The sequence below is a fragment of the Peribacillus sp. NPDC096622 genome, assembly GCF_044762665.1.
GTDB lineage: Bacteria > Bacillota > Bacilli > Bacillales > DSM-1321 > Peribacillus > Peribacillus frigoritolerans_B.
In genome coordinates, this window is sequence record NZ_JBIWES010000005.1 from 299532 (window position 1) to 318338 (window position 18807).

Sequence of the window (18807 nt, forward strand, 5' to 3'; positions counted from 1 at the left end):
CGCAGGGACTTTTCTTTAGTACCTGAAACCTTAACTGCCGCAACGTCCGCAACGACCGCCGCACCCGCCGCAGCGTCCGCATCCACCACAACGACCGCAGCGACCGCAGCGACCGCCGCAACCAAAGCAGCCAAAGCACAAGAAACAGCCAAAACAACCAAAGCAACCGCCCACACCAATGAATTGTCGAGAAGAATCATCCAAATTGTACTGGTTTTGGTCCCATGGAACTGGCTGAGTCACCTGAAAATCATCGACATTCAGATTTTGCAATTGATTTTGAAATTCATACATTTTATATAACCTCCGTTTATTAATTAATAAGGCAATGCTTAGAACTGGAAATCGAAACGAGATGGTCAGGGAATTAACAGCATCAAATACTCCCTTCAACAAAATATGTAAGGGGATTGGGTATTGCTACTGATTAAAACGCCCATTTCACATTAAAAGACAAATGAAAAAATAGAAAACCGGAAGGTTAACACCTTCCGGTTTTCATGATCGCCTCTTAAATTAAGTCATTAAAAGTCACTTGGCATTTTCGTTTTCCTTTATGTATAGAACTTTTAATCGAAGTCAAATTAGTTCTGCAGTTGTTCATAACGATTCCAGTTGACCGATTTTTCCAGCACGATTGATATCAATACCCCCATTATGAGCCCATTCGTCAAAAAGGGCTGTAATAGCGCGGGTAGGTTCGAAAATGCATTAGGCAGGATATTCATCAAACTCACGCCAATCAATACTGGTACGGCAAGCCGGAATATCGTGTCTGAAGTGAAATGCTGACCCCTGACGCTGTTGAAAGCCGTACCGAATAGCTGAAGGTAAGCAACGAACAATACTGCATTCCCGACTGTTATCGGCATCGTGGCCAGGAAAGAGATAAAGGGGGGAATTAGCCCAATCATGGTCAATAACATGCCTCCAAGTAAGAAGGGCTTCCTCTCATATATCTGGGTGCTCTGCAAAAAACCGATGGATGAAGTAAAAGGTGTATACGGAACAAGGCCAAGCAACGGAGAAAAAATGGTAAAACCGCCAGTCATGAATAAAGAATTTCGATACTGCTTGTGTTCAGCTTCATCACCGATCAATTCCGATGCAGCCTGAATGGAAGCGAACGTGTTGCACAAATTCAGTAATCCTGCAAAAAAGGAAATCGCTATTATCCCGAATTGAAGGTTTGGAGCACCTAATGGGAAAAATGAAAAAGCGGCACCCGTCGATCCCATTTCCACCCTGGCCTCCGGAAATAGCAGCTCGTAAAAAATCCACCCCACCATAATCCCGATCAATATGGAGAAATTGCTTATGGTCCTTGGTCCTTTTATTTTTAATATACTTACTAGAAGTACGATCCCCACTGACAGGAAACTGACCGGGATGTTAATTTCCCCATTCTCCGTAATCCCCAGCATCCCCTTAAAAAAGACAAAAATGAGCTGGAACGTCAAAAGGAATAAATAAACCGTCATGACCATGGGAGTGAAAATCTTCTGGACATGAGAAATCAGGTTGAAGGCAGAAATAATGATGGTCACGACACCAGCGGCAATGAGACCAGTAGCAATTCCCCCTCCTATCTCAGCATAACCAAGCCCTATGGATGGTGCAGATAAACCTAAATTCAGCATCACTCCCCACAATAGACCTGAGTGACCTTCCATAAGCGGATACTTATGCCCCTTCCACCCCTGAAACACGCAAGCGATCCCGGTGAAAATGAGCGAGCTTCTCATGGTCATTTCCGTAACATTGGGAGGGAGATCAAAAGCTGCGCCAATCGATATGGGCACAACTACCGTATTTGCAAAAATAAAAAACAACCATTGAAAAGAAGAAAATAGAGTCACAGAAGATCTCCAACTTTTCATAGATTCCATCTCCTTTGAACATGATACTTTTCAAACTCATGGTGAATTTAATTATCCTTCCCTAAAAAAAGGCGATAGGACATCACCATGCTAATAAACGCGGTCCCGGATGGTCTGCTGCCATTGCTGATTTATGTCATATGACCTTTGCAGACGCATGTGATAACGTTACCATTAATAGTAACAAAGACTGCAGCTCCCTGCTAATTTGTTGGCTTGACTATGGTTGCAAGGCAAATGGGCAAGCAGAAGCGAGCTAACCAATATAGGCCAAAAAAAATCACTTCCACAGCATATAACATATGTAAATAAAAGTACACGGAAGCCGCCCAAAACGAAAAAGGAAATCCGGAAATATCCAGAAATCCTTTTTTGGTTCAGTCCTACCGTTCAATGGACTGCTTTTGTTTATATAGTGAACCGGAAACCAAGTTCCCCTTGTAAATGACCGCTTTACGTTCAGAACGCCTGGCAACTGCCTCTGCAGAACAGCTTGCGTCAATTAACACCAGACTTGCGGCATCCCCAACTTTCGGCCATACTTGGTTACCCTTTTTATCCAATGGGGTTTTTCCGCCAGTTATATACCCGAGTGTTCGGGAAAGCGAGACTTCGTCAATCCATTTGAAACGTTCTGCGAGCCTTCCTGCCCTCTCCAAGATGTCACCATTCCCAAGAGGTGACCATACATCAAAGATATTATCATTTCCTACTGATACTTCAACCCCTCTTTCATGTAATAAATCTACAGGGGGCATCTGCCTGTTAATCGGGACACTGGTGATGATGGAAATCCCCGCATCCTTAAGAATGTCAGCTAGTTCATAGGCTTCTTCCCTGGATACGTCCCCGATTCCGAACGCATGGCTTAATGCTACCCTGCCTTCCCAGCCCGCTTGCTTGGTCAGAGCTGCCAAACGCTTCATGGTGAACGTGCCCAGATGGCCGGGATCATGTAAATGCAAGTCCACATCAGCATTAGCTTCCACTGCTAAATCCATCAATTGTACCAGCGATGCTTCAATATTGTTATCGACTGTTGCTGGATCCACCGCCCCGACGATCCCCGCTCCGTTTCGCAATGCCTCCCTGACAAGCTGGACAGAGCCGGACCGCAACAAACCGTGCTGCGCAAATGCCACTATTTCCGAACTGAGTCTATTGGAATAGCCAGCAAGCGCCTGCTGCACTTGCTCTAAGTTTTGCAATCCCGCTTCCGGATAGATATCAACATGGGTCCGTATATGTGCAGAGCCGGAAGCTAACAGGATTTCCAGTAAAGATTCTGCACGTTTACATGTGTTTGTTGCAATGGAAGGCAGAACCCGCTTCTCATTTTCAAAGCGTTCAATGACACTTGAAGAAGGAGTGCACGCTCTCCAAACATCCCCCATCAGTGTCTTATCAAGATGGACATGCTTTTCAAGGAAGGATGGTAACGCCAGCAATCCTTTTGCATCTTCCACTGGTAAATCATCACGGATGGCTTCCCCATCTTTGACAATCTTCGTGATCTTACCGTCCTCCATCAACAGATGAAATAGCCCGGTAATCGTTCCTGTAACTCTTTCATTCTCTTTCCGGTAACCACATTCCAAACGAACATTCTTTAACCAATAGATTGTATTCATGATCATCATCCCTTCTTGAAATAGATCTTCAATTCGACTTCAAGGCAGATTCACGGTCGAGTCCACCGTAAACCAGATTTCCATCGACCATGACCGCAGCCCGCTTCGATCTCCTGGCAACTGCCTCGGCAGCACATGATGCATCCACAAAAACCATACTTGCTTCATTTCCCACATTCGGCCAAAAACGATTACCTTCATGGTCCAATGTCCTGACCCCGCCCGTAATGAATTGGAGCGATTGAGACAACGCATACTCGTCCTTCCAGTTGTACCTCTCGGCCAATCGGCCTGCCTTTTCCAGCATATCCCCAGTACCGAACGGGGACCAGGAGTCATAAAAGCCATCACAACCGAGAGCAACATGGACACCTTTTTCATGAAGTGATTCAATCGGGGGAATGACCCGGTTGATCGGAACTGTAGACATGATCGCTATCCCCAGGTTTGATAATTCACTGGCCACTTCATTTGATTCTCCTCTTGAAACATCACCAAGTGCAAAAGCATGACTGATGGCCGCTCTGTTTCTCCACCCTGCTTCATCGATCAAAGAAGCCAGTTTCTTGATCGTATATAAACCAAGATGACCGGGATCATGTATATGAATATCAATATCCGCATCAAATTCAACAGCCAAATCGACCATTTCATATAGGGATGCTTCTATATTATTATCCACCCCGCCAGGATCCAGGCCGCCCACCAAGGATGCCCCTTCTTTCATCGCTTGTCTCATCAACCCTTTTGAATTCGTTCTTAGCAGTCCATGCTGCGGGAAAGCCACGATCTCGTATGTCATTTTCCCTTTGAAGTCATATAGTGCACGTTGAATCTCTTCCAAGTTCTTCATTCCGATGTATGGATCGATGTTTACATGCGTCCTTACATGCGTAGCCCCGCCGCTTAACAATAATTGAAGCATCCGTTCAGCCCGGAGCCGTCCAGTTTCAGCCAGTTCAGCAAGCTCTTTTGCTTCTAACTTTAAGCGTTCGATTAAATTCGGAACCGGAGTGCATGATTTCCATGGCAGTCCTAAATAAGTCTTGTCAAGATGGTTATGCATTTCTTTAAAAGGAGGAAGTGCAAGCAGCATTCCCGCGTCGTGAACAGGGTCTTCCGTTTTCAAAGGCATACTTGAAGCCAATTGCAAATCCTTTATGATCCCATTTTTTATATACATGTTGTATACAGCTGTCTTCGTCCTATCAATTCGTTCATTCTCAAAAACAAATCCAGTATCAAGCGTAACGTTTGTAAGCCAGTATGCTTCATTCATCGAATCACTCTCTTTAATAGAAGATTAAACACCTGTCGTCTCAAAAGATGAAATAGATCCGCTAACAACATTGCCCCTGAAGATGACAGCGGCACGCTTTGCCCTTCTGGCCACCGCTTCCGCTGAACAGCTGGCTTCAAGCAAAACGATATTCGCCTCATCCCCGACATTAGGCCATGCCTTGATCCCGTCTTGGTTCAATGGGGTCTTTCCCCCTGTTATGAATTGCAGGCTTTTCGCTAAGGAACGTTCATCAATCATGCGAAACCTCTCTGCAAGGCGACCGGCCTTTTCCAGATTGTCCCCGATGCCAAAGGGTGTCCAATGATCAGTGATGCTGTCATTACCCAATTCCACTTTCACCCCTTTTTCATGAAGCAGGGGGATTGGGATCGTTCTGAAGATGGGCACAGTGGATGTAATCGATATTCCTGTTTCCGAAAACCTTTCGGCTATGCCCGTTGCCTCTGGGACTGAAAGATCTGCCAAACCGCTTGCGTGGCTAACCGTTACCCTTCCTTGCCAGCCAGCGTCTTCCGTCAGTGAAGCAAGACGCTGCATGGTGAAGAGTCCAAGGTGATCCGGATCATGTAAATGGACATCGATATCGGAATTGGATTCAACCGCGATATCCATGATCGTTTCAAGTGACCGCTCTATGTTTTCATCAATGGTGGCTGGATCCACGCCCCCTACCAAATTTGCCCCATTCTTCATGGCCTCCCTTATTAACCCGACGGAATCGCTGCGTAATAGTCCATGCTGTGGGAATGCGACGATTTCATACGTCAATTTATCCTTATATCCTTCCAGTGCCTGAAGGGTGGCTTCTAAGTTTTTAAGTCCAATGACGGGGTCAATGTTGCAATGTGTACGTATATGGGTAGATCCGAAGCCCAATAATAAATCGAGCATTTTCCCTGCTCTAACTTTAGCGGTAGGCAATAATTCGGGCAGTAAGACCTGCTCTTCCTCTATCCGCGTTTTCACGCCATTAATCGCAGGCATGCAAGCCTTCCACGGACCGCCATAGTACGTTTTATCAATGTGGATATGCATTTCCTTAAACGAAGGGACCATCAGGAGACCGTGAACATCATGCTGCGGATCCTGATCCGTTATCGATTCCTTCGCCGATAAAATGGAGGAAATTTTCCCATTTTCAATCTTGATTTGGTAATTACCGGTTTCAGTGCCGGTGATCGTTTCATTTTCATTATAAGTAAAACCATTTTCCAAGCGGACATTCGTTAGCCAATACGATTGAGACATTAAACTCACCCTTCCATTCCAGATTGAATATGCATCACTTTCATTATAGTTTTAAAAAGCAACAAATAATTTCAGAATTTTTACTCGTTTTTATGTTATTTTTACTTATTGTGCCAAAGAAAAAGGCTCATCCTAATGGATGAACCCTTTCAGACTGTAGACAACTCGGTGAAAACTCAGTTTGCCTGCAGTTTTTTATTTAAAAAGTTCAATTGATTGAAGAGATCCGCTCCCTTTCCGCCGACTGTCTGCCAAGCCTCCTCGGCGCAAGCGCCTGTGGGGTCTCGGCCAGCCAGTAATTCGGCAGGAGTGTCGCACATTTCTTCAATTCAATGAGGTTTCATCAAATAAAACAGTAATAAATCATGGAGGATAACCAAGTCTTGGTTTAATGGTAGTAATTACATCAGACTGAGACCGGCATGTTCGATTGTCGGTCTACAGTTCTTTAGGGTTATTTGTGTATTATCTAAAAGAAAAACAAAGTTGATTGGAACGGAGGGTACGAGACTCCTGCGGGAAAAGCGTGTCCAGGGGAGACCCCGCAGGCGCAAAAGCGCCGAGGAGGCTCCCGGACCGCCCGCGGAAAGCGAGTGCCTGGAGTGGAAATCATTTCACAAACCCTCTTTCAGAAATCCGCTCCCTTTCCGCCGACTGTCTTCCAAGCCGCATTAAAGCAAGCGCCTGTGGGGTCTCGGCTAGCCAGTTATTCGGCAGGAGTGGCGCAAATCTATTCATTCCAATGAGGATTACAGTAAAACCCCTTTCGTCTACAAACTGAAAGGCTCACCCAAAATGGATGAACCCTTTCTTCTTATCTGCCCATCACTTTATCGTTACGTCATTTATCTCCAGATAACCTGAAGGGCTGATTGAAAACCCTTTTACTTCTTTGGCGACTGCAGCAACATTTTCTATGACCCTTACAGGAATGTACGGGGTGTCACCCATTTCGATTTCCTGTGCCTCCGCGTATAGTTCTTTGCGTTTCCCTTCTTCTTTTTCCTTCCTGGCTTCATCTATTAAACGATCAACCTTTTGATTACTGTAAAAGAATGTGTTACCTGCCGCTCCCTGTGAATCGGTATGAAATAGATTATATTGGTTATAATCAGCATCCCCTGTCGCGTTTCTCCAACTGATGATGAACATTTCCGATTGTCCTTTATTCACTTGTTCCACGAACGAACCGTACTCCATGACCTGTACTTTCAAATTAATTCCGATCCCTTTAAGTTGGGATTGCAGGACCTCAGCCAAGTTGACTCTTTCTTTACTGTCCATTGTCAGGATGGTTGCATCCAAGCCTTTTGAATATCCAGCTTCGGCCATCAGTTTCTTCGCTTCTTTTAAATTGTAATCATAGGCTTCGAGATCTTCGTTGTACCCGAATACTTTAGAGCCCATCAAGGAGTTCGCCTTTACTCCCACATTATTGAAGACACCCTTGATGATCGAGTCCATCTCGATGGAATGGGCGATGGCTTTACGGACCCTTACATCATTGAACGGTTCATTATTGACATTGAACCCTAAATATTCGGTTCCATACCCTTCACTGCGGTAAACATCCATTGCCGGGGATGATTCCACCTGGTCCATGACAGCTACAGGAAGAGGCTCGGCGATATGCGCTTCACCGGTTTCTATCATCGATATCCTCGTGGAGTCTTCCGGTACGACCTTGAAGATGACCTTGTCCACTTTTGGCTCGTCTCCCCAATAGCTGTCGTTTTTCGTCAATGTGATTTCCTGGCCTGGGGACCATGAATCAAAAACGAAAGGACCTGTTCCATTCGGTTCCTGGATAATCTTTTTGCCATACTTTTCAATCGTTTCCGGACTGATGATTCCGCCTTCGTGATTCGCCAATATGGAAAGGAGAGGGGAAAAAGGTTCCTTCAGAATGAATTGCACGGTAAATTCATCAACCGGTTTCACTTCTTTTACCATATCGAATACTACTGCTCTGGGAGAAGCGACCTTCGGATCCAATAGTCGATCAAACGTCTTTTTTACTGCGTCTGCATTAAATGGCGTGCCATCATGAAACTTTACACCTTCCCTAAGCTTGAATTCCCAGGTCGTGTCATTTATTTGCTTCCATTTTTCTGCTAGCATTGGCTGTATCTCACTATTCTCATCCCGTTGTACAAGACCTTCATAGACTTTATGGTGAGTGACGCTAGCGGCGTTAATCGTGGACATGAACTGCTGATCCAAATTCTCGGCGTCGGATAAGCGGGCAATAACCAATGTACCCCCTTCGTTTGATGCTCTGTTCGGATCACTTTCTGTTGTGCTTACGTCATTGTTAGAAGAACAGCCTGTAATGATGATAGCCATGATCATGACTAGAAAAAGCTTTCCTGCCCCACGTTTTAACCCCATGGTCTTCTACCTCCCAATTTCATTTTTTGAATATTTATCTAATTATAGGAAATATTCTGACTATTTTTTTCGAATATCTTTACTATGTTTTTCATTTTCTTTACTTGTTTTCACAAATGGCTTCTGTATCGCTTATCGATTCCACGACCTTGAATGATGGCTTAAACAATTCTTTTTCGGGAAGCTCCTGATAATCCCTTTCCATATATCCTCTTCTCATCTTATTAAAATATTGCTGCCCCTTATATTTGATTTCCGTTAAATCAAGATCGGGGATTATTTGATCCTTCATGACTACCTTTCCATTGATGATCGATAATTTAACGTCCCTCCCAGACCCGCTTACGAACATGGTTCGAATCGGATCATCGATTACCCCCATATGGAAACCGTCCAAGTCAATCGCGATGATATCCGCCTTGGCCCCCGCTGCGATGCGACCCAAATCGTTCCTGCCAAGAAAAGCTGCCGCATCAAGTGTGGCTGACCGAAAGAAATCGGCATAGACAGAGCCTTCCGTTTCTCCTTCCGCCAGCCGTGAGAGCATGCTGCCTGTCCTGACGTTCTGGAACATATCCGGAGGGAATGTGTCCGTTCCAAGGGCTATATTGATCCCAGCCCGTTTATATTTGGCAAAAGACTCTAACGCCTCCCCATGCCTCCCGATGATCAGCGGGCAATGAATCACCGTTGTATTCGTTTCAGCAAGCAGCGCCAAGTCATCACCCTGTCCGTATTTCGCTTTACTATATCCTGAAATAAAGTGGGCGTGCGGGATCCCTGTTCTTGGACCGAGAAAGCCAAGGTCGTACAAATATCTGATCGGTGTAACATGATGGGCTTTCCAGATGGTGTTGAATTCAAAACTTCCTTGTGCAGCATGAAGCTTTATGGGTACATCCAATTTTTCACTATAATATTTAATCTGTTTTAATTGATCTGCCGTTTGGGACTCTATACGTTCTGGAGCAAGCATCCCTCTGACCATGCCTTCATGGGCTCCATCGAATTTTTCTACAAACTCGACCGCTTTCCGTAACCCCGCTTCACCAGCTTTTTCATCCCAATGCAGTTTAATTTTCCCGTTTGGCTGGACGGCTCTCATTCCTGATTGGAAACTCGGTCCAAGGTAAATCCTTAACCCCAATCCAGCGGCATGTTCTGCCGCAGCTGCCAATTCATCATAGGTTTCAGCCCAGCTTTTATAAAAGACGGAAGTAATGGGCATCGCCGTCGTCACGCCATGAAGTATGAGCTGTGAATAAGCATATAGTGATTTAAAAGCTTCTTCTTCCTCGGTCATTAATTCAGGATGTCCGCTTTTGATATAATTCTCTGACCAAAGAAGGTTTTTCTGTCTGTCGGCACTGGCTTCAAAATGTAAAATATCATGGTCAATGTCCCCTAATGCATTTAAATCTATGAAACCGGGACTGATAATCGCGTTACCGGCATCCATTACCTCGTCCACTTCTTCTGGATAATTTTTTCCAACATACAAAATCGTGTCTTTTTCATAAACGATCTCGGCGTTTTCCAAAATAACATGATCGCACCCATCATACCCAATTACATATCTTCCTTTAAGTTTGGTTTCCATCTTATTCCCCTTTCCTCATCACGGCAGTGTCTTCGCGTTCGTCATATCGCTTTTCATCTACATATGCCCTGGCATGGCCCCAGAAATATTTCGTCGGTTGCATATACTTTTCGAGCCCCGCACGCTTTATCGTTGAAAAGGCCTCCTCATTCGCTTCGTCCAGAACTGTACTTTCATGGACCGTCTGTACATTCCTCCCTTCCATGATCAATTTCCCATCCACGATGACATGCTCCACATCATTCGCCACTGCTTGAAATACAAGCCTGTGAACATGCATGAATTCAGGGGTCAGATGAGGCTGATGCAGGTTGACCGTAATGACATCCGCTTTTTTCCCGATTTCAAGGGAGCCTATTTCATCATCCCAGCCAATGCATTTCGCAGCATCTATCGTGATCATTTCCAACAGCTTGCCTGGCGGTAAATAATAGTAGTCCCTAAGGGCGGCCTGGTGAACAAACTGTGTTTTCCTCATTGCCTGAAACATATCGAAACTTGTGGAAGGGGACGTCCCATCCGTGGAGATTGCCACAGTTGCCCCCATCTCCAATAATTCAGTTATCGGGGTACGGGCATGAACCTGGCCAAATCCAGGTGATGCACTGACGTTGGTACCTGTTTCTGCAAGTATTCTTGCCTCATCGAAGGAAATGCCCCGACAGTGCTGTAAATGGACATCCGGTCCCAAGAGGGCATTTTCCTTATCCTGTATCGCTAAATGAATCATCCCGCCAAAGGCATCAGAGTGAATGCGTGTATTATACTTCCTGGCAATCTCCCTTATTTTCTTCGCTTGATAAAGGTCATGGTCATTCAGCCCATAAAGCCTGTCAGGAGATGTGGGATTGGAGGGATCCACTGATGTAACGATGACAAATGGTGTAATGAAGGCTCTCGTGCGGTCCTCATTTGCATGGTTCAGCGCCTCGATTACAGCTTCCGCCCCCTGTAATACTTCTTCATAGGAAACTTCCTTTACCACTCTCTTTCCATCGATCCACCGGCTGAATGAATGGGGCCATGGAGGATTGCAAGGACCCGTGCATACCACTTCCCTGATTCCCACCTCTGCGTATGCTTTTGCATGATTGATGGCGAAAATCGGTTCATCGGACCGCGGCATGGATCCTAATACGCTCACCCCAGTCGTCACGCCAGCCTTTAATCTCTCAAGGGAGGATAGCTTTCCTTCGTAATACCAAAAGTCATCTGTAACAAAATGCTTGTACGCATTCGTCATGATGGGCATCCAAAAATCAATATTCTCCATTGCGATCGTTTTGAACATGGAATGCCCCCCATGCCCATGAACATCTATCAATCCAGGCAATATGCACTGATGGCTGCAATCGATGACTTTTACAGCCTCATACTTCAATTTCAGTTTTTCGGTCGAATCTACGGCTAAAATCCTTCCTTGATGTATGGCGACGGCGCCATCGGGCAGGATTCTCCTGTTTTGATCCATGGTAATGACGGTCCCATGGATTAGCAGTATATCTATCATAATTTCCCCTCCTAATTGAGAAGACAGCATAACATCCTTATGCTGCCTTCCTTTCGTGATGAATTCCTACTTCACGGTTACATCATCAAGCATTAAATAATTTGCCGGATTCAGCCAAAGTCCTTTAACCGTCCCGCCATATACGGCCAAGTGTTCATAGTTACGGATAGGAACATATGGAACTTCTTCTCTTTCAATTGCTTGTGCCTTCGAATATAGCTCCTTACGTTTATGGCCATCCGATTCTTTGCGTGCACTTTCAATCAATTTATCCACTTCCGGGTTGCTATAGAATGAACTATTTCCCGCAGCACCTTGGGATTTGCTATTGAAAAGATTGAATTGATTATAATCTCCATCCCCGGTAGCGTTGCCCCAGCCGCCTATCGATACCTGGTGCTCGCCCTTGGCTGTCGCGTCAATGTAAGCCCCATACTCAAGGACTTGAATCTTGACCTTAATTCCAATTCCTTTTAACTGGGATTGAATCACCTCGGCCATATTGATCCTTTCCTTACGGTCACTCGTCGTCAGTGTAAACTCCAAACCATCCTTGACCCCCGCTTCAGTCAGGAGCTTCTTCGATTCATTAATATCATAGTCGTAGCCCTTTATATCCGGATCATAACCAAACACCTTTGGGCTCATTGTTGAATTCGCCCTCGTACCGACGTCGTTATAAACCCCTTTGATAATGGAATCGACCTCGATGGCATGAGCGACCGCCTTACGGACCCTTACATCATCAAATGGTTTTTTCTTAACATTGAAGCTTAAGTATTCAACGGCAAGTCCTTCCGTGCGATATAAATCCATCGTGCCCGACGCTTCGATCCGATCAATCTCCGTCACCGGCACTTGATCGGTCACATGCGCTTCACCCGTTTCAATCATCGCAATCCTCGTGGCATCTTCAGGGACAACCTTGAATACCACCCCATCTATCTTAGGCTTATCCCCCCAATAGTCCTTGTTTTTCGAAAGTGCGATTTCTTCGCCTGGCTTCCAAGATTTAAAAACGAATGGCCCTGTCCCAACGGGGTTTTGACCCAGTTTGTCACTATTTTCCTTAATGGCCTTAGGGCTGATGATGCTTCCTTCATTACTTACCAAAATCGATAACAGCGGAGCATAAGGATATTTCAGCTTGAATTGTACGGTCGTTTCGTCAATCACTTTAATTTCTTTGATCATTTCCAATTTACCAGCCTGCGGCGAAGCTGTTGCCGGATCCAGTATCCTTTCGAAATTGGTTTTCACCGCTTCGGCATTGAATGGAGCTCCATCATGGAATTTGACTCCCTCCTGCAATTTAAACTCCCAAGTGACATCATCCAGTTGTTTCCACTCTTTTGCGAGCAGCGGTTTAGGATTCATGTTTTTGTCAGGAACGACCAATGTTTGATAAACCTTTTCATAAACGACGTTTGCAGATGGAATGTCTGTTATGAAATGGGGATCAAGGGTGGTCGCGTCAGATAATCGCGCAACGACCAGCGTACCTCCTTCTTTCGCTTTTTCTACTGTTTCCTTACTGCCGGTTTCCTCTGTTGCACACCCTGATAAAACGGATGAGATGCCTAATAAAGAAGCAAAAAGCAACCCAATCATACCTTTTCTCATTCTATTTCCTCCCTTTTCAACCTGCCTTTGTTTCTCCAAGTAACTTACAGCTATGAGTACATCGGGCTTACTGTAAATTATAAAAAAAAACCGAATTTTATATTTTCAGAATCTTTACTCATTTTTTAATTATCTTTACTGCTTTTCCGCATCATATTTACTTCAATACCTTTTTTGAATAAATTGAATGAAAGAAAAGGAGGAAGTCCAATGAAGCCAGAGGTCGTCATTAATAATACCGAATTGAATGTAAAGGAAAGAAAATCTCCGAAACTAAGACACTGGAAAGCCTTTTATAAAAAATTCAAGCGAAATAAATTGGCATTGGTAGGCGGGTACATCGTACTTTTTTATATTGTATTGGCTATCTTTGCACCTTTGATCTCACCTCAGGATCCCTATGAAATTGATTTGGTCAATAAACTCCAGCCTCCGTCAGCCGAACATTGGATGGGTACGGATGATAAGGGAAGGGATATTTTAAGCAGATTATTATATGGAACACGGCTTTCATTAACGGTTGGGTTTGTCTCTGTATTCTTCGGGGCGTTCATTGGCATACTCCTCGGGTTAACAGCTGGTTATTACGGAAAATGGATCGATACCGTCATTATGAGGATTGTCGATGTTCTGCTGGCTTTCCCGGGAATACTGCTTGCTCTTGCCATCATTAGTGCCCTTGGTCCAAGTTTAATCAATGTAATGGTAGCGGTCGGCGTCTTTTCGATACCGATGTTTGCCCGGATTGTACGCGGTTCCACATTGTCAGTCAGGAAGCTGGAATATATCGATGCCATTCGTGCATTGGGAGCGACTGACTTCACGATCATATGCAAACATATTTTTCCGAATATTCTATCACCCGTCATCGTTCAAGCTACATTACGCCTGGCAACGGCCATTCTGTCGGCAGCCGGATTGTCATTCCTGGGACTGGGAGCCCAGCCGCCCTCACCAGAATGGGGAGCGATGCTGAGCAGCGGCCGGGATTATTTGTTCAGCGCCCCGCACATCGCTTTGTTTCCGGGAATAGCGATATCAACACTGGTACTTGGTTTCAACATCTTCGGGGATGGACTTAGAGATGCCCTGGATCCAAGAATGAAAAAATAAGGAGGAGAGAAAATGTTCGTATTCATTATCCGACGGGTGCTTCAAACGATACCGGTTTTACTGGGAGTAAGTCTTGTTGTTTTCCTCATCATGCAAATGGTCCCGGGAGATCCGGCAACACTGCTTGCAGGTGAAGGAGCAACTAAAGAAACGATTGAATCGCTACGGCATGAGCTTGGCTTGGATCGTCCAATCCTCTATCAGTACGTTGACTATGTCCTTCATGCCGTTCAAGGTGACTTTGGGGAATCACTCCGCAGCAGCCGCCCGGTTTTGGACGAGATCATGGTCCGCTTGCCCATCACCCTTGAACTGGCACTTGCCAGCATATTCATAACCGTAGTACTTGGAATGATCGCAGGAATCATCTCGGCTACCAAGCAATACTCGGCAGCTGACATTTCCATCATGATCGTTGCTTTATTGGGAATCTCGTTACCTAGTTTTTGGCTGGGCCTCATGCTTATCTACTTCTTTTCCGTGAACCTTCAATTGTTTCCGGTTTCAGGTTGGGGAACTTTCAGCCACATGATTCTCCCAGCCATAACCCTTGGGGCCGGCGGAGCGGCCATCGTTGCCAGGATGACCAGGTCGAGCATGCTTGAAGTCGTTCGCCAGGACTACATCCGGACCGCAAGAGCCAAGGGATTGAAAGAACATATCATCATTTATAAACACGGCCTGAAAAATGCGCTTATCCCCGTCATTACAGTCGTTGGCCTCCAGTTCGGTGCACTCCTTGGCGGTACGGTATTGACAGAGTCCGTTTTTGCCATCAATGGACTTGGGAGATTGATAGTCGATGCAATCAGAACGAGGGATTTGCCGATGGTCCAAGGCGGGGTCCTCATCGCTTCCGTCATCTTCGTATTCATGAATTTGGCAGTGGATGTCCTCTATCGATACTTTAACAAAAGAATAGACTTGAACTAAGGAGGTATGATGATGAAGAAGGTTGATGAAAAAATACTGGAGGTAAAAAACCTGCAGACCCACTTTTTCACTGATGAAGGAACGAGTAAAGCAGTCAATGGAATCAGTTTCTCCCTCAATAAAGGCGAAACGCTTGGAATCGTCGGGGAGTCGGGAAGCGGGAAAAGTATAACATCGCTATCATTGTTAAGGCTCATTCCATCGCCGCCCGGCAAGATTGCCGGTGGCAGCATCCTTTTTAAAGGGGAGGACCTGCTTACGAAGACTGAAAAACAGATGCGGTCCATACGCGGTAATGAAATTTCGATGATATTCCAGGAGCCGATGACATCATTGAATCCTGTCTATCCAGCTGGCGAGCAAATTGCGGAAGCGATCCGGCTCCATCAAAAGCTGGGAAAAAAGGAAGCATGGAATAAAGCGGTCGACATGCTTCGGCTCGTCGGCATCCCTTCACCAGAAAAGAGGGCAAAACAGGAGCCGCATGAGCTAAGCGGCGGAATGAGGCAAAGGGTCATGATTGCCATGGCACTTGCCTGCCACCCTGAGGTTTTAATAGCGGATGAACCTACAACAGCACTGGATGTGACGATCCAAGCCCAAATCCTTGAACTGATCAAGACGCTGCAAAAGGATTTCGGGACGGCTGTCATTTTGATTACACATGATTTGGGTGTCGTATACGAAACCTGTGATCGGGTCGCTGTCATGTACGCAGGGAAAATCGTTGAATACACCTTGGCCAAGGAAATATTCACAAACCCAAAACATCCTTACACCATTGGTTTATTGAACTCCCTTCCGCGTCTGGACATGGACCAGGAAGAACTGACTACAATACCCGGGACCGTTCCAAGTCCTTACAACATGCCCAAGGGATGCAGCTTTGCTCCCCGCTGTGCACATGCGAAGAGCATTTGTGAACAAGCCGTACCGGATCTCCAGGCTATCGGCCCAAGCACCAAGGTCAGCTGCTGGATGTTCACCCCCCAATGGGAGAAGGAATATGACGCTCAAGAGAAGGTGGGGATTTAATGATGGGTGTACCATCTGCAGAGAAAACGGTTCTGCTTAAAGTGGATCGATTGAAACAATATTTTCCGATCAAGGGCGGATTTTTCGGAAGGACCATAAATCATGTAAAAGCCGTTGATGACATTACCTTCGATATCAAACAGGGTGAAACCTTAAGCATAGTCGGCGAATCCGGCTGCGGAAAGTCGACTACCGGAAGGGCAATCCTTAGATTGGATGAACCGACAAGCGGGAGCATTCACTTTCAGGATAAAGATTTACTGAGTTTAGGAAAAAAAGAAATGAGGCGTACCAGGAAGGACCTGCAAGTAATTTTTCAAGATCCTTTTGCCTCCCTTAACCCGAGACAGACCATCGGACAAATTCTCAGGGAAGCTTTAGCGATACAAAATGTAGTTCCTAAAGAAAAACGAAAGAGCAGGATCGAAGAATTATTGGGACATGTTGGACTGAGACCAGAATCCATGGAAAGATACCCGCATGAATTCAGCGGCGGCCAGAGACAGCGGATCGGCATTGCGCGGGCTCTTGCAGTGGACCCAAAATTGATCATATGTGACGAAGCTGTTTCTGCACTGGATGTCTCCATTCAAGCGCAAGTGCTGAATTTATTAAAATCCTTACAGCGCCAGTTCGACCTTACCTTTCTTTTCATATCACATGATTTAGGTGTGGTCAGACATATCTCGGATCGGGTGATGGTCATGTATCTCGGAAAGATAGTCGAGATTGCCGATAAAAAGTCCATTTTCGAACAGCCCCAGCATCCATATACAAGGGCATTGCTATCGGCCATCCCAGTACCGAATCCTGTGCATGAAAGAGAACGGATCCTATTGACGGGTGATGTACCCTCACCCATAGACCCTCCAAACGGCTGCCGCTTCCATACACGGTGCCCTTTTGTACAGGATATCTGCAAAACACAGCTACCCGTACTGAAACGATCCGCACAAAACCATCAAGTGGCTTGTCACATTGTGTCATAAGCTGTAGATTTCCGGAGGGGTCTTTAGTATGATACTAATAAACAGAATAATTCAAGTTATTTAAAAATATAACCAGCAGAGGTTCTCCATGCTAAGTTACGAGGGATTCACATTAATTATCATGCTCTTCATTTTAGCTCCCATCATGGGAGCTATCGCTCTTTTATTTCTATTCATATTCGAGAAAAGGATCGATCTTCTTGAAAATAAAAACAAAGAGATCCGCCTGGAGCAAGCACTGCAAGAAGCACAATATAATAAATTGAACCAGCAAATCCAGCCACACTTTTTATTTAATACACTAAATGTCATACTGGGCTTGGCCCGCCTGAACAGGACGGCTGAATTGATACGGGCTTTAGAGGCATTTTCGCAATTCCTGAAATTCAAATATAAAGCATCGGAACCATTGATCCCCCTTTCCCAGGAAATCCAGTATACCCAGCATTATCTCGACATCCAGACCCTTCGCTTCGGTGATCGGCTCAAGATTGATATGGAGTGCCCGGAACCATTAGCAATCGCACTGGTCCCCCCCTTCATTCTCCAGACATTGGTGGAGAATTCGTTTAAACACGGTTTGGAAAAAAAAGTGGGTGAAGCCCTGCTGCATATCCGGTTCTACTTGGAATCGCAGATGGTACATCTGGAAGTGGCGGATAATGGATTGATGGGAAATGAATCTTCCGTTACGGACGAAGGCGGCCATGGCCTGGATAATATCCAAAAACGATTATATTTGTATTTCAATGACCGTGCACAATTGAATATAGCTTCTAATGAATCGGGAACAAAGGTAGAGGTATCATGGCCACTGGTTTTTGATAAGAAAATGGAGGAGGCGGAGCCGGAATGAATGTATTATTAGTTGATGACGAACCATTGGTCCTTGAACAAATGGAATATATGATTCAGTCCATATACCCTTTTTGGAAGTTTCACAAAGCTGCTGATGCCTGTCAGGCACTGACCCTCAACCAAAATCATAAAATCAACCTCGCTTTCCTGGATATTAATCTGCCCGGGCGATCGGGACTTGAATTTGGCGAAGACTTAAGGGCGCTGAACAAAGAAGTCGAAATCATCATGGTGACCGCGCATCAAAGTTTCGATTATGCACAGCAATCCATCAGGATAGGCGTGGTTGATTATTTAACGAAACCTGTAATAGAAAGTGATTTGCATAAAGTCCTGGCCAAGTATGACAAAAGGGAATCTTCTCATAATTACTCAACCCTTATTCACCATTCGCTTTCATTCATTCATGAAAATTATGCTGAAAAGCTCTCCCTTTCGGACATCGCCCGTGAAGTGCATACCAACCCGACTTATTTAAGCAGGAAATTCCATGAAGAAGTCGGCACTTCCTTTTCGGAATATTTAATGCTTTATAGAATAAAGGCCGCAAAAAGGGCCTTAACCAATAACACCAGCTGGAGCATATCAGACGTCGCCGAAAAATCGGGTTTCAATAGCCAGCATTATTTCAGCACTTTATTCCGGAAAATAGAGGGAATCACGCCCAAGGAGTTCCGCGAGAAAGGAAAATGA

General features: G+C 45.2%; 15 protein-coding genes. 6 read left to right on the plus strand and 9 right to left on the minus strand.

Translation table 11 applies throughout. The features are described 5' to 3' along the window. Positions 1–30 precede the first annotated feature (30 nt). The 9 genes from ACIQYG_RS12550 to ACIQYG_RS12590 all read right to left on the minus strand — a co-directional run bounded on the left by ACIQYG_RS12550 (position 31) and on the right by ACIQYG_RS12590 (position 13186). Positions 31–294: a heterocycloanthracin/sonorensin family bacteriocin gene (locus tag ACIQYG_RS12550; RefSeq protein ID WP_402838414.1), complete on the minus strand. Its 264-nt coding sequence runs from the start codon at positions 292–294 to the stop codon at positions 31–33. A 290-nt stretch (positions 295–584) separates the two neighbouring features. Next, a complete protein-coding gene (locus tag ACIQYG_RS12555; protein WP_402838416.1) occupies positions 585–1880 on the minus strand; it encodes a uracil/xanthine transporter in 1296 nt (431 codons plus the stop codon). 383 nt (positions 1881–2263) lie between these two features. Next, a complete protein-coding gene (locus tag ACIQYG_RS12560) occupies positions 2264–3511 on the minus strand; it encodes an amidohydrolase (protein WP_402838419.1) in 1248 nt (415 codons plus the stop codon). 28 nt (positions 3512–3539) lie between these two features. After that, a complete protein-coding gene (locus tag ACIQYG_RS12565) occupies positions 3540–4790 on the minus strand; it encodes an amidohydrolase family protein (protein ID WP_402838421.1) in 1251 nt (416 codons plus the stop codon). A 24-nt stretch (positions 4791–4814) separates the two neighbouring features. Further along, the gene (locus ACIQYG_RS12570; protein ID WP_402838423.1) at positions 4815–6062 is read right to left on the minus strand and encodes an amidohydrolase family protein; all 1248 of its coding nucleotides are present in this window, start codon (positions 6060–6062) and stop codon (positions 4815–4817) included. 825 nt (positions 6063–6887) lie between these two features. Then, a complete protein-coding gene (locus ACIQYG_RS12575; protein WP_402838424.1) occupies positions 6888–8453 on the minus strand; it encodes a glutathione ABC transporter substrate-binding protein in 1566 nt (521 codons plus the stop codon). A 100-nt stretch (positions 8454–8553) separates the two neighbouring features. Then, on the minus strand, positions 8554–10053 hold the full coding sequence (locus ACIQYG_RS12580) for an amidohydrolase family protein (RefSeq protein WP_402838426.1): 1500 nt from the start codon (positions 10051–10053) through the stop codon (positions 8554–8556). 1 nt (position 10054) lies between these two features. Further along, positions 10055–11563, minus strand: coding sequence for an amidohydrolase family protein (locus ACIQYG_RS12585; protein ID WP_402838428.1), 1509 nt, complete (start codon positions 11561–11563; stop codon positions 10055–10057). Between the two features lie 66 nt (positions 11564–11629). Next, positions 11630–13186, minus strand: a complete 1557-nt coding sequence (locus ACIQYG_RS12590; RefSeq protein ID WP_402838430.1) for a glutathione ABC transporter substrate-binding protein — start codon at positions 13184–13186, stop codon at positions 11630–11632. Between the two features lie 210 nt (positions 13187–13396). Between ACIQYG_RS12590 and nikC the strand changes: the two genes are divergently transcribed. From nikC to ACIQYG_RS12620, 6 genes are all read left to right on the plus strand, one after another. Beyond that, a complete protein-coding gene (nikC, locus tag ACIQYG_RS12595; RefSeq protein ID WP_402838432.1) occupies positions 13397–14299 on the plus strand; it encodes a nickel transporter permease in 903 nt (300 codons plus the stop codon). A gap of 12 nt (positions 14300–14311) precedes the next feature. Continuing rightward, positions 14312–15232: a nickel ABC transporter permease gene (nikB, locus tag ACIQYG_RS12600; RefSeq protein ID WP_402838434.1), complete on the plus strand. Its 921-nt coding sequence runs from the start codon at positions 14312–14314 to the stop codon at positions 15230–15232. Between the two features lie 12 nt (positions 15233–15244). Beyond that, positions 15245–16267, plus strand: coding sequence for an ABC transporter ATP-binding protein (locus tag ACIQYG_RS12605; RefSeq protein ID WP_402838501.1), 1023 nt, complete (start codon positions 15245–15247; stop codon positions 16265–16267). Next, positions 16267–17256, plus strand: coding sequence for an ABC transporter ATP-binding protein (locus ACIQYG_RS12610; protein WP_402838436.1), 990 nt, complete (start codon positions 16267–16269; stop codon positions 17254–17256). The genes ACIQYG_RS12605 and ACIQYG_RS12610 overlap by 1 nt, the downstream gene beginning before the upstream one ends. A gap of 88 nt (positions 17257–17344) precedes the next feature. Beyond that, entirely contained in the window at positions 17345–18112 is a 768-nt protein-coding gene (locus ACIQYG_RS12615; protein ID WP_402838438.1) for a sensor histidine kinase, read from the plus strand. Continuing rightward, positions 18109–18807 (plus strand): response regulator transcription factor, encoded by a 699-nt coding sequence (locus ACIQYG_RS12620; protein WP_402838440.1) that lies wholly within the window; start codon positions 18109–18111, stop codon positions 18805–18807. The genes ACIQYG_RS12615 and ACIQYG_RS12620 overlap by 4 nt, the downstream gene beginning before the upstream one ends.

Excerpts from the sequence above, each read along its gene's own strand:
- ACIQYG_RS12620 (WP_402838440.1), top strand. The coding sequence starts at position 18,109 with ATGAATGTATTATTAGTTGATGACGAACCATTGGTCCTTGAACAAATG.
- ACIQYG_RS12610 (WP_402838436.1), top strand. The coding sequence starts at position 16,267 with ATGATGGGTGTACCATCTGCAGAGAAAACGGTTCTGCTTAAAGTGGAT.
- ACIQYG_RS12590 (WP_402838430.1), bottom strand. The coding sequence starts at position 13,186 with ATGAGAAAAGGTATGATTGGGTTGCTTTTTGCTTCTTTATTAGGCATC.
- ACIQYG_RS12550 (WP_402838414.1), bottom strand. The coding sequence starts at position 294 with ATGTATGAATTTCAAAATCAATTGCAAAATCTGAATGTCGATGATTTT.
- nikC (WP_402838432.1), top strand. The coding sequence starts at position 13,397 with ATGAAGCCAGAGGTCGTCATTAATAATACCGAATTGAATGTAAAGGAA.
- nikB (WP_402838434.1), top strand. The coding sequence starts at position 14,312 with ATGTTCGTATTCATTATCCGACGGGTGCTTCAAACGATACCGGTTTTA.
- ACIQYG_RS12560 (WP_402838419.1), bottom strand. The coding sequence starts at position 3,511 with ATGAATACAATCTATTGGTTAAAGAATGTTCGTTTGGAATGTGGTTAC.
- ACIQYG_RS12555 (WP_402838416.1), bottom strand. The coding sequence starts at position 1,880 with ATGAAAAGTTGGAGATCTTCTGTGACTCTATTTTCTTCTTTTCAATGG.
- ACIQYG_RS12605 (WP_402838501.1), top strand. The coding sequence starts at position 15,245 with ATGAAGAAGGTTGATGAAAAAATACTGGAGGTAAAAAACCTGCAGACC.
- ACIQYG_RS12570 (WP_402838423.1), bottom strand. The coding sequence starts at position 6,062 with ATGTCTCAATCGTATTGGCTAACGAATGTCCGCTTGGAAAATGGTTTT.
- ACIQYG_RS12615 (WP_402838438.1), top strand. The coding sequence starts at position 17,345 with ATGCTAAGTTACGAGGGATTCACATTAATTATCATGCTCTTCATTTTA.
- ACIQYG_RS12585 (WP_402838428.1), bottom strand. The coding sequence starts at position 11,563 with ATGATAGATATACTGCTAATCCATGGGACCGTCATTACCATGGATCAA.
- ACIQYG_RS12565 (WP_402838421.1), bottom strand. The coding sequence starts at position 4,790 with ATGAATGAAGCATACTGGCTTACAAACGTTACGCTTGATACTGGATTT.
- ACIQYG_RS12575 (WP_402838424.1), bottom strand. The coding sequence starts at position 8,453 with ATGGGGTTAAAACGTGGGGCAGGAAAGCTTTTTCTAGTCATGATCATG.
- ACIQYG_RS12580 (WP_402838426.1), bottom strand. The coding sequence starts at position 10,053 with ATGGAAACCAAACTTAAAGGAAGATATGTAATTGGGTATGATGGGTGC.